The sequence below is a fragment of the Lederbergia wuyishanensis genome (genome assembly GCF_022900255.1).
In the GTDB taxonomy this organism is placed as follows: Bacteria; Bacillota; Bacilli; order Bacillales; family Bacillaceae_C; genus Lederbergia; species Lederbergia wuyishanensis.
Genome location: NZ_JALIRM010000013.1, coordinates 136,950 through 150,957, shown reverse-complemented (window position 1 = coordinate 150,957; position 14,008 = coordinate 136,950). Strand labels below are relative to the sequence as shown.

Here is a 14,008-nt window from a genome sequence, read left to right as displayed (position 1 = left end):
ACGATGAGAATCAAATTTAATGTCAAAAGGAATTTTGAATACAGCATGAATATTGACAATCGACTTTTATTTATGTTATTAAATGTATGATTAGCACTCTAGGTACAGGAGTGCTAAAATAGAGTTGTGAACTAAATACTTATTTTTCAAATGATTGAAAGGAGAAGTCTTCATGGAAAAAAAGTTATTCCAAGCAGAATCTAAAAGGCTATTGGAGATGATGATCAATTCCATCTACTCCCAAAAGGAAATTTTTCTTAGAGAGTTGATTTCGAATTCCAGTGATGCCATTGATAAAATTTATTACAAAGCACTTACGGACGATTCATTAACTTTTGACAAAGACAGTTATTACATAAAGGTAACGGCTGATAAAGAAAACAGAACATTAAAAGTATCAGATACGGGAATCGGTATGACGAAGGAAGAGCTTGAAACGAATCTCGGAATTATTGCGAAAAGCGGTTCTCTTGCTTTTAAAACAGAAAATGAAATAAAAGATGGCCATGACATTATTGGTCAATTTGGTGTTGGCTTTTATTCTGCTTTTATGGTTGCAGATGAGGTTACAGTCATTAGTAAAGCATTAGGAAACGATCAAGCATACAAATGGCATTCAGCAGGTGCCGACGGATATACAATCGAGCCATTTGAGAAAGATACAGTCGGTACGGAAATCACCCTAAAAATCAAAGAAAATACTGAAGAAGAACAGTATGATGAATACTTGGAAGAGTATGGTCTAAAGTCTATCATCAAGAAATACTCTGACTTTATTCGTTATCCGATTAAAATGGATGTTACGGAAAGTAAGCTTAAAGAAGGCACTGAAAATGAATATGAAGAGGTTAAAGAAGAACAGATTGTTAACAGCATGGTTCCGATTTGGAGAAAAAATAAAAATGAACTTACAGATGAGGACTATGAGAATTTCTATTCAGAGAAGCATTATGGCTATGACAAACCTCTAGCCCACATCCATACGAGTGTTGACGGAGCCATCCGTTACAATGCCATCCTATATATTCCTGAAAAGACTCCATTTGATTACTATTCAAAGGAGTATGAAAAAGGCTTAGAGTTGTATTCAAATGGCGTTCTAATCATGAATAAATGTGCAGACCTTCTTCCTGACTACTTTAGCTTTGTAAAGGGTATGGTCGATTCACCGGATCTATCTTTAAATATTTCAAGAGAAATTTTACAGCATGATCGTCAGTTGAAGCGAATCGCTAATAATATCAATAAGAAGATTAAAAGCGAATTGCAAAACCTCTTGAAAAATGACAGGGACAAGTATGTAACATTCTATGAATCCTTCGGCAGACAGCTCAAATATGGCGTGTACAGTGACTTTGGAATGAATAAGGAAACATTGCAGGATTTGCTGTTATTCTATTCTTCCAAAGAGAAAAAGCTGGTCTCGCTGGATGAATATATAGCTAGAATGCCTGAAGATCAAAAGTATATATATTATGCTTCTGGTGAATCAAATGAGAGAATTGAAAAGCTGCCGCAAACAGAGTTAGTAGCAGATAAAGGCTATGAAATTCTGTATTTTACAGAGGATATAGATGAGTTCGCTATCAAAATGTTGATGAACTACAAAGAAAAAGAATTCAAGTCCGTATCAAGCAGTGATTTAGGAATTGACGCTGCAGATAATGAGGAAAAATCTGAAACGGAAGAAAAAGTCGATAAAGATCTTTTCAATGAAATGAAAAACATTTTGGCAGATAAAGTGAAGGACGTCAGAGCATCAAAAAGATTGAGATCCCATCCTGTATGTTTCTCGACAGATGGAGAAGTCACAATTGAAATGGAAAAAATCTTAAATTCCATGCCTGACAACCAAAATATTCAGGCTGAAAAAGTATTGGAAATCAATACACATCATGAAGTTTACCAATCCCTTAAGGATGCGTTTGAAAAAGATAAAGAAAAATTATCACTATATACAAATCTGTTGTATAACCAAGCACTACTAATTGAAGGCTTGCCAATTAAAGATCCTGTTGAGTTCACAAATGATATTTGTAAAGTAATGGTCTAACACCAAGGAGCATGGAGCAATTTCCATGCTCTTTTCTAACTTGTAATTGGAACGTATATATCAGCATTATACTTATTCTCTTCTTCACCGAATTGAAAAATTTCTAAAGAAACACTTTTTGAATTAAGAACCTTGTCGTTTTCTTTTAAATAACTGCTAATTACATCGTATGGATTATCACCATTTGAACGATATTTCGCATATTGATGACTTGGCACTGTAAATCCAATCATCCCGTTAGGTATCGATTTTAGTTCTTCAACTTCCAGACAATAAACGTAAGTGAATAACACATCGTTAGAAAAATGTACACATGTATATGTATTCGTATCTGTAATATCTTCAATTTCGCTTTTTCTATCCATGAACATGTTACGTGCCTCGGCAATGCCTGTAATATTTTGAAACGATGACGTTGCAGGTACTCCGATAAATTTTTTCTCGTCTAATTGAATAACTTCAACATTTGCATGTCTCATTATTTTTCCATCCTCCTTCTATCATGATTATTAATCTAGAAATTCCCCGAAACCAATTGTGTAACCTTGAGGGTCTATAATAGCGAACTCTCTCATTTTGTATTGGTTCGTTTTCAAAGTATAATGGAAGACCGCCCCCTTGGACATGAACTCCTCGTATAATCCGTCAATCCCCTCCACCATAGCAAATATATGTAAAGCCTCTTTTCCGTGTAAAGGTGAATTGGGAATGATAGATTTTGGGTTTTCACTTTCGTGGAAAATGAGCATAAGTCCATCACGCTCAACGAATCCCATTTCATAATCACACCAAAACCCTAATTTGCTATAATAATCCATTACTTTCTTACGGTTAGATACAAAGAAGATGGCAGAGAAGTGCTTAATGTTGCTTTTAAGATTTACAGACATGAAAAAGCCTCCATTGACTAGGTTTGTATTACAGAATGATTCGATATATGGTATAAAATTTCCTCCGTAGTCCTACTGTAAATTAAAATTCCTTAAAATAGTCAACATTTATGAAGAGATGAGAATTGAAATCATTATCCACTTGCATTTATGAAAGAAAAGGAAAATCAGGTTCTATATAAACAGTTCTAAGGCGGAAGTAATTAAGGAAAAATATATAAAGGTTCTGGAGGTCTATTGTCCGTTTCGGTAGAACTATTATATATATGAAAGTCTGAAGGCAGATGGCTCACGTTACTTGATATTTCGGATAGTAGGGAAAGCTTCTTTAATCGTTTTTTATCTCAAATAATTAAAACTACTAAACTCGGGTATATCAATAGTACGTTGTTATATCAGTAGTATTGGGAGATGAAAATATATGAGATGGGAAGGTAGAAGAGGCAGTACAAATGTTGAAGATAGAAGAGGGATGGGCGGAGGCTCGATGATTGCTGGAGGCGGAATTGGAGGTCTAATACTTCTACTAGTATTTACATTTTTAGGAGGAGATCCCGGTTCCTTATTACAAGGTGTTCAAAATCAAGGCTATGACAGTCCTCCGCCGTATGAGGAATCGGCAAAAGAGAAGGAGCTATCAGAATTTGTTTCTGTCGTTTTAGCAGATACAGAGGATGTATGGAGCGATATTTTTAAAGAGAATGGTCTGGTTTATAAAAATCCAACATTAGTATTATATACCGATAGTGTTCAATCTGCCTGCGGAGCAGCAAGTTCAGCGGTAGGACCATTCTATTGTCCTGGGGATCAGAAACTCTATATCGATTTAAGTTTTTATGATGAACTCCAACAAAGATTTAATGCTCCAGGAGACTTTGCGATGGCTTATGTCATTGCTCATGAAGTAGGGCATCACGTGCAGAAGCTACTGGGAACGAGTGATCAGGTAGCAGCACTTAGACAAAAGTTGAGCGAAAAAGAATACAATAAATATTCGGTTAGGCTTGAATTGCAGGCAGATTATTATGCAGGAGTATGGGCTAATCACGCTGAAAGCTTGAATCTATTAGAGGATGGTGATATTAAAGAAGCGATTAATGCAGCAAGCGCTGTAGGGGATGATACACTTCAAAAAAAGGCAAAAGGATATGTTGTGCCTGAAAGCTTTACTCATGGTACTTCAGAACAGAGAATGCGTTGGTTCAAAAAAGGATATCAGTCAGGTAATTTGGAAGATGGGGATACTTTTAATACTTCTAATTTATAAAGGAGCTGGAGTGACTTGCAATATAATGTAAAAACTTTCATGTTTCGCGACGACGGAGAGATTCCAAACAATCCAGAATTACCTGTGATTGTGTATGAACAAATTTTTAAGGACAATCCTGAAGATATTGAGTCTACATTTAACCGACATGAGTGGACGGGGAGCTGGTCAGGCGGTGTATATGATTATCACCACTATCATAGCAATACACACGAAGTACTCGGTGTTAAGAATGGAGAGGCAACAATCCTAGTAGGAGGAGAGAAAGGAGAACGTCTACAAGTTAAAATGGGAGATGTTATCGTTCTTCCTGTGGGAACAGGGCATAAAAAAATCGAGAGCAGCGATGACTTTCAAGCTGTAGGGGCTTACCCGAATGGCACGAATCCTAATTTGCGAAGACGGGATATAAAGTCACGGACGCAAGACTTAGCAGAAATAAAAAATGTACCGATACCTAATACAGATCCAGTGTTTGGAGATACTGGCCCTTTATTAGATAAATGGATAAAGTAAAGGAGGATTGGACTAGGTCTGATCCTCCTTTTTTTCTACTGCTCCATGTCATTTCTATATTCAAGAATATCTCCGGGCTGGCAATCAAGTGCTTTACATATGGCATCCAATGTGGAAAGTCTTATGGCTTTAGCTTTTCCATTTTTCAGGATTGAAAGATTGGCCATAGTGATTCCGACCTTTTCCGAGAGCTCTGTTACACTCATTTTTCTTTTTGCTAGCATAACATCGATGTTAATTATAATCGCCATATGTCCACCTCATATTGTTAAATCATTTTCTGATTTAATGTCCAATGCATTTTTTAAGAGTGCTTGAAGGACAGCTGAAAAGAGAGAAATAATTAAAGATGTAAAAATGATGGTAAATCCAACGAGAGCAATCCCTGGATGCATAGCGTTTTGTGATACAAGAAAGAAAAAACCAACTACATAAAGAATAGTGATTGTATTAGCACAGCGCATTATATACTTTAAGGAAGTTACTGCTAATTTTGAAAAAGCATTATTCTTTTCCACATAAATTAAAAGCTTTAAAGATTGGTACAGAGCCAAAAAGAATGGTATGGCTGTAATATACAAACCAAACAGAACGGGATATCTCAAATAAGCATACTCAGGATTCATCTCTGCTGCATGTCTCGCTTCCCACGGCAACCAAAAGATGCATAAAACAAGTATAATAACTCCAATAAACAAGACAGCCAGCTTCAAAAAGGTTGTACTCCCTCGTTTCATAATCCACCCCACCTAAATTAGTATCTTTATCATAACATCTCATTTATCGATTTACAATAAATATATATCGGGAAACAGAATGGTTATTTATCCGAATAATTGTGAAGTGATTTTAGTCACAGAACGAAAAAAGAAATTATGATACCCTCTTTCTATTAATGATTAGACATTAGAAAAGAGGCTTCATTATGGTTGAAATCATCGCAACTGCTGAATCTGTTAATCAAGCTAAATTGTTGCTAAATGCAGGAGTGGATACCTTATATATTGGTGAAGACGAATTTGGTTTACGGTTGCCAACATCGTTTACACAGAATGAAATAAAGGAGATAGTCAAGTTTACTCATACACATGATAAAAAGATTTGTGTTGCGGTAAACGCGATTATGCATAATGACAGAATTGAAAAGATAGTTCCTTATTTGGATTTTTTACATAACATAGGCATTGATTCCATTACTGTAGGAGATCCTGGAGTCGTTCATTTATTAAAATTACACAATATCAATATTCCATACGTGTACGATGCTCAAACTTTGGTGACAAGCGCTAGACAAATTAATTTTTGGGTAAAGCGCGGTGCAATAGGTGCTGTGCTTGCAAGGGAATTAACGTTTGAAGAAATAAAAGCAATCCGGGAGCAAGTAACAATCCCTATGGAACTTTTAGTATATGGTGCTACTTGTATTCACCATTCAAAAAGGAATTTAGTAGAAAACTATTTTAATTTTACGAACCAAAAGAAGGAAGAAACAAAAGGATTATTTATTTCTGAACTGAAAAAGCCTGATTCACATTACTCCATTTTTGAAGATGTGAATGGGACCCACGTATTTGCAACAGATGATATAAATCTATTTCCTTATCTTGATTCAATACATAAGGCTGGGTTGACACAATGGAAATTGGATGGCCTTTTTACGAGAGGTCAACATTTTGTGGACATAGCACAGCTTTTTGTTGAAGCAAAACAAGTTTTAGAAGGTGGTAAGTGGACTCAAGAAAAAATGGAAAGTTTAAACGAGAAGTTAATCGCTCTACATCCAGAAGAAAGATCGTTAAACGAAGGATTTTTCTTGAAAGATCCTGAAGAAGTAAAATAATAAGGAGTCTAGTGATGAGAACAATAACAAAAAAACCAGAAATTTTAGCACCGGCCGGAACACTTGAAAAATTAAAAACAGCGATTATATACGGAGCCGATGCTGTTTATATAGGTGGAAATCAGTTTGGTTTAAGGAGCCGAGCGGGGAATTTTACATACGATGAGATGCGTGAAGGAGTGGATTTCTCCAAACAACATAACGCAAAAGTATATGTGGCAGCCAATATGGTAGCCCACGAAGGGGATGTTGATGGAGCAGGAGAATTTTTCCGCACGCTCAAAGAGATTGGCATCCATGCAGTTATCGTATCGGATCCTGCTTTAATTGAAATATGTGCTACAGAGGCGCCAGGGCTACCTATCCATTTATCAACACAAGCTTCCGCTACTAACTACGAAACACTCAATTTTTGGCATAGTGAGGGACTTGAACGGGTTGTATTAGCAAGGGAAGTAAGCATGGAGGAAATTAAGGAAATCCGTCAAAAAACCGATGTTGAAATTGAAGCCTTTATACATGGAGCAATGTGTATTTCTTATTCCGGTCGTTGTACGTTATCCAATCATATGTCCAATAGAGATGCGAATCGTGGTGGCTGCTCACAGTCATGTCGTTGGAAATATGGTTTATTTGAAGTCCCGCAGCCTGGTGAACGTCTGTCATTTCTTGCAGGTGAGCCTGAAGAGGATTTTTCAATGAGTGCTGTCGATATGTCGATGATTCGTCATATACCGGATTTAGTTGAAAATGGAGTGGATAGCTTAAAAATAGAAGGTAGGATGAAATCAATTCACTATGTGTCAACGGTCGCTAATGTATACCGGCAAGCAATAGATGCTTATTGCAATGACCCAGATCGCTATGAGTTCAAGCAAGAGTGGGAAGACGAGTTGTGGAAAGTGGCACAGCGAGAATTAGCGGTTGGATTTTACTATGGAACACCTACTGAAGATGAACAGTTATTTGGTGAGCGTCGTAAAATACCTGCATATTCCTTTATAGGACAAGTATTGGAATATGATGAAGAGACGCGAATCGCAACGATTCAACAGCGTAATGCCTTTGCTGTTGGAGATGAAATTGAATTTTATGGACCGGGTTTTTCTCATTTAGATCAAACGATTGAATATTTGTGGGATGAAGAGGGGAGCCCAATTAATCGTGCCCCAAATGCGATGATGATAGTAAAAATGAAAGTGAATGCTCCTGTTAAGCCTTATGATATGATGAGGAAAATAAAATAATAAAATGGGAAAACGCAGGTTAATGTTATTGGAATGGGTTGCTAAATTAGTAGCTCATTCCTTTTTTTATTTTTCTTCCCATTTCCATATTTTGATTGGTGAGATAGGTTCTCTTAGGAGTATAATTAATAGATATTTATAGTTACGGGAGACGACATCAGTGGAAAAGCAAAATAGTAAATATAGATGGATTGTATTTGTAACGGTATTATTTACGTACTTTGTGATTGTAAGTCAAAGAACTGCACCAGGGTTAATCTCAGATCAATTGATGCATGATTTTAAAGTAACTGCAGCGACTATTGGGTTACTAACGAGTATTCAATTTTTTGCTTATGCTAGCTTACAAATTCCAGTGGGGATTTTATCGGATCGATTTGGACCAAACTTTTTCTTGATTATTGGTGCTTTGCTTAACGGTGTAGGAACACTAGTATATAGCATTGCCCCTAATGAGCTTATCCTTTTAATTGCTCGGCTGATGGTTGGAATTGGCGATGCAGCTATATGGGTAAATTTAGTATTAATCCTTAGCCAATGGTTCAAAGTGAAAGAGTTCATTGGATTGCTTGGAATTGCCGGAATGTCGGGAAGTCTAGGAGTATTAATGGCGACTGTTCCTTTTTCTGCTTGGATTAGCATATCGGGCTGGAGGCCAGTCTTTTTTACGGTAGGAATTATTTTATGTCTTTGTGCATGTCTTCTTTTTTATGTTCTTGAGAAAAAGCCGAAACATATGATTAAGGATTATAAATTTTCTATCCAGACTGGGTCTAAGCGGGAAAAAACGGGTGTGCTGTTGCGTAGAATATTTTCCGCTCGTCAAGCGTGGGCAACCTTCTTTTGTCATTTCGGTCTTGTAGGGACATATATTGGATTCATTGGTTCGTGGGCGGTACCGTACGGAATCCATGTGTATGGAATGTCACGTTCAAGTGCAAGTCAGCTTGTCATGATTGGTTTGATCGGAGCGCTCGTGGGTTCACCTTTGACAACTTGGATTGCAAGCCGTTTAGGAACAATCAAACGTCCTTATATGTTAGTTCACTTTATTATTTTTTTATGTTGGCTTGCGTTGTTTGTGGTCGGCGGAAAGCCACCATATGCAGTACTCGTTATTCTTTTCCTAATTATCGGTTTCGGAAACGGTGCAAGCTCTTTAACATTTGCTGTAGTCCGGCAATCTTTTGATATAAAGGTCGTTGGGGTCGTATCAGGCTTTGCTAATACGGGTGGTTTTTTAAGCGCTGTTCTATTACCGGGTATTTTTGGGAAGATACTCGATTACTTTCACACCTCACCGAGTGCTGTAGGGTATCATTACGGCTTTATTATTCCCGTTGTATTCTCATTCATAGGGTTAATCGGAGGAATGTTGATTAAGGAACAGCGGCAAGAGGTAAGACAAACAGCACAATGAAACAAGTAAAATAAATAAAAGGAAATTCCAAATACATTTTTGGATTTTCCTTTTAACGTTATGATTCTTCCATTAGTTGAGTTGCCCATTTAAAAGCTTCATAATAGCTGCTATGTGCAATACCGTCTTCAATCATTAACTTCTCACAACAAGTATTAAAATCTTCCCAATCTCCTTTTTCAATGGAAATAATCAAATCCAGTGTATCTTTCATTGTGTTGGATTTCCCTTTTAAAGCCTCGCAAATATCTTCTTGAAGCGGCATAGAATGCAATATTTCATCCATGTTTTGGCCTAATAATACATCCATAAGAGAAAACATTCCGGTTAAGAAATAAGATGATGATTCCTTGTCTTTACCCCTATGATCTGCGATCAACTCGCACATTTTCGCTCTTACTAGACTATTGAAGAAAATTTCTTTAGACCATTCACTTCTTACCGTCGTACTACCTCTAATAGATAGAATATAGAGCCATTTTTTTAGTTCTGTTAATCCAATTCGGACAATCGCCTGCCTAATAGAATTAATTTTATTAGCAGGACGATAAGTAGGGGAGTTAATTAGTTTTAATAGTTTATATGATAATGATAAATCTCTTTCTATTATCTCGGTTATTTGTGCTAAATCAGGTTCATCATCGGATAATAGATTAATGATGACAAAGTAATTTTGAAAGTACTCAGGTATATCCCTTGTTGAAAGAATGATAGGCTTAGAGAAAAAATAACCTTGAAAATACTCGTAGCCAGACGTTACTGCTAAATCGAACTCCTCTTTCGTTTCAATTTTCTCAGCAAGTAATTTAAAGTGGAAGCGCTTTGAAATATGTTCAATGATTTGCCTCATTTGTAAAGAAGTCTCTCGAAAATCAACTTTTACTATATCTGCTAGCTGCAATAGGGGGTAAGAATATGGATTATCTTTATTTAAGACAAAATCATCAAGAGCTATTTTGTACCCTTGATTTTTTAGTTCCATGCATATATCTACTAATTCTTGATTAAATTCCACGGTTTCTAAGATTTCTACTACTATTTCATTTGGTTGAAAGTAGGAAGGGAGTCTTATATTTAATAATCTTTCAGTAAAATTAATAAAGCATGGTTTTCCGTTTGAGAGCTGACCTATTCCAATGTTAATAAAACTATTGACAATGACATCAGTCGTCGCAACATCTCCATCAATATCAGTAAAAATGTTCTCCTGACTACTGCGATAGAGCAATTCATATGCAAAGATCTCTTTCGATTTTGTAAAAATAGGTTGTCTCGCTACAAAAAACTCCATGCTTCTCCCCCTATAATTCACTTAATACAATAAAAATTTATTTAAAATTGATGTTATTTAGAAAATTAAAAACCTAACAATAATATACAATAATATGGAAATAATGACAATGAACTAGTACTAATTTCACAAAAAAATGACAACGCTCTCCAAAAAAACGATGGTCAAGTTCTTTTGTTCAGTTTGTTATAATGGTAATAATAAAGGATGATTTAGGATCGGGGTATGAGCATGAACAAAACGATAGGGATATTAGCACATGTAGACGCTGGGAAAACAACTTTATCTGAGCAAATTCTTTATCATACAAAAAGCATAAAGCAAAGGGGGCGGGTTGATCATCAGGATGCTTTTTTAGACAATCATGAGATTGAGAGACAAAGGGGAATAACAGTATTTGCTGAACAAGGGATGTTCTCTTTTCGGGATTCTCAATATTATTTAATCGATACTCCTGGACACGTAGACTTTTCTCCTGAAATGGAACGTGCCATTCAGGTGATGGATTATGCTGTCATCATTATAAGCGCAGTAGAGGGGATTGAGGGTCATACAGAAACGGTCTGGGAACTTTTAAGAAAACATCAAGTGCCGACGTTTTTCTTTATTAATAAGATCGACCGAGTTGGAGCGGACGTAAATGCAATCATAAAGGATATCCGATTGAACTTAACGGAAGATGTCTATAATCTAACAGATTCTTTTTCTAATGAGAGGATGATTGAGGATTTAATTGAATTCATTGCAGAAAGAAATGATGCCCTTTTTGAGCATTATATGGAAAAAGGTTACGACAAAGAAATGTGGCTATCTACTATGAAAGAAATGATCAATGAAAATCAACTTTTTCCTTGTATGTGTGGTTCCGCCCTTCAGGATATTGGAGTTGATTCCTTTCTTGAAAAGCTCGATTTATTAACTTCTACATCATACGAAAATCAATCTCCTTTTGCTGGTCAAGTTTATAAAATACGCCATGATGAGAATGGAACTCGCATAACTTTTATTAAGGCATTAAAAGGGACGTTACATGTAAGGGAGGAAATGAATTACAGGCACTTTGATAAGCCCATTTCCGAAAAAGTAACCCAAATCAGAATGTACAGTGGGAATAAGTTCCAATCAATTGATAGAGTTGAGGCCGGGCAATTGTTTGCAGTTACAGGATTGTCTAAAACTGAAGTTGGAGACGGGATAGGAACATTGAAAGAAAAAATAAACTATGAGATGATTCCAACACTTAAATCAAGAGTGATTTTTGAGCAAGGGATTAATATAAAAGAGGCGATTCGTTATTTTAATATGTTGGATGCAGAGGATCCGTCACTAAATGTCATATGGGAAGAAAGTTTGCAGGAAATTCATATTCATGTCATGGGCATTATTCAGCTTGAAGTATTGGAACAAATTGTTTTTGAGCGCTTTCAATTAAAGGTTGCTTTTGATAAACCAGAAATTCTTTACAAGGAAACGATTGAAACAACCGTTAGAGGCTACGGCCATTTTGAACCATTAGGACATTATGCCGAAGTTCATTTGAAGATAGAACCAGCAGAGAGGAATAGCGGGATTATTTTCGAAAATCATTGCCATGCAGATGACTTGTCCGTTGGAAATCAAAATCTTATTCAACACCATCTTTTTGAACGAGAACATAATGGGATTTTAACTGGTTCGCCATTGACCGATGTAAAAGTCACATTACTCACGGGACGTGCCCATAATAAGCATACGTCAGGTGGAGATTTCAGAGAGGCAACCTTCAGAGCACTCCGACAAGGTTTGGAAAAGGCAAAAAATATCGTGTTGGAGCCAGTTTATCTATATAAAATAAAAATTCATATTGATCAGATGGGTCGTGTCATTTCTGATATTCAGGCTAAACATGGTACATTTGATCCACCAAAGACTGAAGGAGATAAAGCATTTTTAACAGGAATAGCACCTGTTGCGACTTTTATGGATTATCCAGCTCAATTATACGCTTTAACGCATGGAAAAGGAGCCATTTCCCTCGTTTTTTCTGGATATGAACGATGCCATAATGAGAAGGAAGTCATTGAAAAAATTGGGTACGATAAAAATGCTGATCCCAAATACACTTCTTCCTCCATCTTTTGCGCTAAAGGCCAAGGATATACTGTGAGGTGGGATGAGGCGGAGAGTAAAATGCATGCGTTGTAAAAATATTTAGTAGTAATTATAATCATATTTTAGGTATTCTTACCAAAATATCAGTTGATAATAAATGAGTATGTTGCACTCCTGAAAATAAAATAGAGAATATTTTTGTTAAAAGCAATTGACAAATAGGCTCACATCCATATAATTGAAATTGAGAATCATTTTCAATTATGCGAGTGAGTACATATATTAATAGGGAGTGAAACATCTTGAAAAAAGTTTTTTCGATATTAATCTGCTTCTTTGTTTTGGTGCTTGCAGCCTGCGGAAGTCAGCAAGAAGAAAATAAAGAAGGCTCTTCTAATTCCAAAGGGAATGAGAAAGTTGCCGAAAACAAAGAAGTTAATCTATATACAAGCCGACATTATGATGTTGATAATGAACTATATGCTAAATTCGAAGAACAAACAGGTATTAAAGTAAACATTATTAAGGGAGAGGCAGATGAACTGCTTGAAAGAATCAAGCGGGAAGGTGATGCTACAAAAGCGGACCTCTTTTTAACTGCCGATGTAGGAAGATTGTTCCGTGCGAAGGATGCAGGGGTGCTACAGTCTGTCTCCAGTGAAGTACTAGATCAGCAAATCCCTAGTAAATTTCAAGATAAAGATAAAATGTGGTATGGTTTAACGAAAAGAGCTCGTATTTTAGTGTATAATAAAGAAAAAGTTAAACCTGAGGAACTTTCTACTTATGAAGCCCTAACGGAAGATAAGTGGAAGGGACGCATTTTAGTTCGTTCATCTGAAAGTGTGTATAATCAATCCCTTCTTGCATCATTCATTGAGATTGATGGAGAGGATAAAGCAAAAGAATGGGCACAAGGAATTGTAAACAATATGGCTCAAAAACCTGAGGGTGGAGATCGTGACCAAGCAAAAGCAATTGTTGCAGGTGTAGGTGACGTTGCCATTATGAACACTTATTATTTTGGTCAAATGTTAAATTCTCAAGATCCTGAAGAAGTTAAAGTGGCTGAACAGCTCGGAGTATATTTTCCAAACCAAGAAACAACTGGCGCTCATGTTAATGTGAGTGGTGCTGGAGTTGTAAAGGCATCTAAAAATAAAGACAATGCGGTTAAACTACTTGAGTTTTTATCTGGCGATGAAGCACAAGCTGTTTTTGCAGAAGCAAATTATGAATATCCTGTAAATGAACATGTTAAGCCATCTGAATTGCTACAATCATGGGGAGAGTTCAAGGAACAAGACATCCCACTATCAGTACTAGGTGATAATAACGCGAAAGCGCTCATGATTTTCAACGAAGTCGGCTGGAAATAATAGAGAGAACCCTT

Annotated in this window: 13 protein-coding genes; 8 read left to right on the top strand and 5 right to left on the bottom strand. The window is 36.4% G+C overall.

Annotated elements, in window-relative coordinates:
- Positions 1–172: 172 nt before the first annotated feature.
- Positions 173–2,053, top strand: a complete 1,881-nt coding sequence (gene htpG, locus MT489_RS17730) for a molecular chaperone HtpG (protein ID WP_244682904.1) — start codon at positions 173–175, stop codon at positions 2,051–2,053.
- Between the two features lie 35 nt (positions 2,054–2,088).
- On the opposite strand, the gene MT489_RS17725 is transcribed toward htpG, so the two are convergent.
- Together MT489_RS17725 and MT489_RS17720 are read right to left on the bottom strand one after the other, a co-directional pair.
- Positions 2,089–2,532: a GyrI-like domain-containing protein gene (locus tag MT489_RS17725; RefSeq protein ID WP_244682903.1), complete on the bottom strand. Its 444-nt coding sequence runs from the start codon at positions 2,530–2,532 to the stop codon at positions 2,089–2,091.
- Positions 2,533–2,562: 30 nt separating this feature from the next.
- The gene (locus tag MT489_RS17720) at positions 2,563–2,943 is read right to left on the bottom strand and encodes a VOC family protein (protein WP_244682902.1); all 381 of its coding nucleotides are present in this window, start codon (positions 2,941–2,943) and stop codon (positions 2,563–2,565) included.
- A gap of 421 nt (positions 2,944–3,364) precedes the next feature.
- Between MT489_RS17720 and ypfJ the strand changes: the two genes are divergently transcribed.
- Both ypfJ and MT489_RS17710 read left to right on the top strand, forming a co-directional pair.
- Positions 3,365–4,210 (top strand): KPN_02809 family neutral zinc metallopeptidase, encoded by an 846-nt coding sequence (gene ypfJ, locus MT489_RS17715; protein WP_244682901.1) that lies wholly within the window; start codon positions 3,365–3,367, stop codon positions 4,208–4,210.
- Between the two features lie 15 nt (positions 4,211–4,225).
- Complete coding sequence (locus MT489_RS17710; protein ID WP_244682900.1) at positions 4,226–4,726, top strand: cupin domain-containing protein; 501 nt, start codon at positions 4,226–4,228, stop codon at positions 4,724–4,726.
- Positions 4,727–4,761: 35 nt separating this feature from the next.
- Here MT489_RS17710 and MT489_RS17705 read toward each other — a convergent pair whose 3' ends face one another.
- Positions 4,762–4,977, bottom strand: a complete 216-nt coding sequence (locus MT489_RS17705) for a helix-turn-helix domain-containing protein (RefSeq protein ID WP_244682899.1) — start codon at positions 4,975–4,977, stop codon at positions 4,762–4,764.
- Positions 4,978–4,986: 9 nt separating this feature from the next.
- Positions 4,987–5,463, bottom strand: coding sequence for a DUF2975 domain-containing protein (locus tag MT489_RS17700; protein ID WP_244682898.1), 477 nt, complete (start codon positions 5,461–5,463; stop codon positions 4,987–4,989).
- Between the two features lie 188 nt (positions 5,464–5,651).
- On the opposite strand from MT489_RS17700, the gene MT489_RS17695 reads away from it, so the two are divergent.
- From MT489_RS17695 to MT489_RS17685, 3 genes are all read left to right on the top strand, one after another.
- Positions 5,652–6,566: a peptidase U32 family protein gene (locus MT489_RS17695; RefSeq protein WP_244682897.1), complete on the top strand. Its 915-nt coding sequence runs from the start codon at positions 5,652–5,654 to the stop codon at positions 6,564–6,566.
- Between the two features lie 14 nt (positions 6,567–6,580).
- The gene (locus MT489_RS17690) at positions 6,581–7,813 is read left to right on the top strand and encodes a peptidase U32 family protein (RefSeq protein ID WP_244682896.1); all 1,233 of its coding nucleotides are present in this window, start codon (positions 6,581–6,583) and stop codon (positions 7,811–7,813) included.
- A 160-nt stretch (positions 7,814–7,973) separates the two neighbouring features.
- Positions 7,974–9,233, top strand: a complete 1,260-nt coding sequence (locus tag MT489_RS17685) for an MFS transporter (protein ID WP_244682895.1) — start codon at positions 7,974–7,976, stop codon at positions 9,231–9,233.
- Between the two features lie 58 nt (positions 9,234–9,291).
- Here the strand turns inward: MT489_RS17685 and MT489_RS17680 are convergent, their stop codons facing one another.
- Positions 9,292–10,524 carry an EAL and HDOD domain-containing protein gene (locus MT489_RS17680; RefSeq protein ID WP_244682894.1) on the bottom strand — a complete coding sequence of 411 codons (1,233 nt, stop codon included), beginning with the start codon at positions 10,522–10,524 and terminating at the stop codon, positions 9,292–9,294.
- Between the two features lie 231 nt (positions 10,525–10,755).
- On the opposite strand from MT489_RS17680, the gene MT489_RS17675 reads away from it, so the two are divergent.
- Both MT489_RS17675 and MT489_RS17670 read left to right on the top strand, forming a co-directional pair.
- On the top strand, positions 10,756–12,708 hold the full coding sequence (locus tag MT489_RS17675; protein WP_244682893.1) for a GTP-binding protein: 1,953 nt from the start codon (positions 10,756–10,758) through the stop codon (positions 12,706–12,708).
- 209 nt (positions 12,709–12,917) lie between these two features.
- Positions 12,918–13,994, top strand: coding sequence for a Fe(3+) ABC transporter substrate-binding protein (locus MT489_RS17670; protein WP_244682892.1), 1,077 nt, complete (start codon positions 12,918–12,920; stop codon positions 13,992–13,994).
- Positions 13,995–14,008 lie beyond the last annotated feature (14 nt).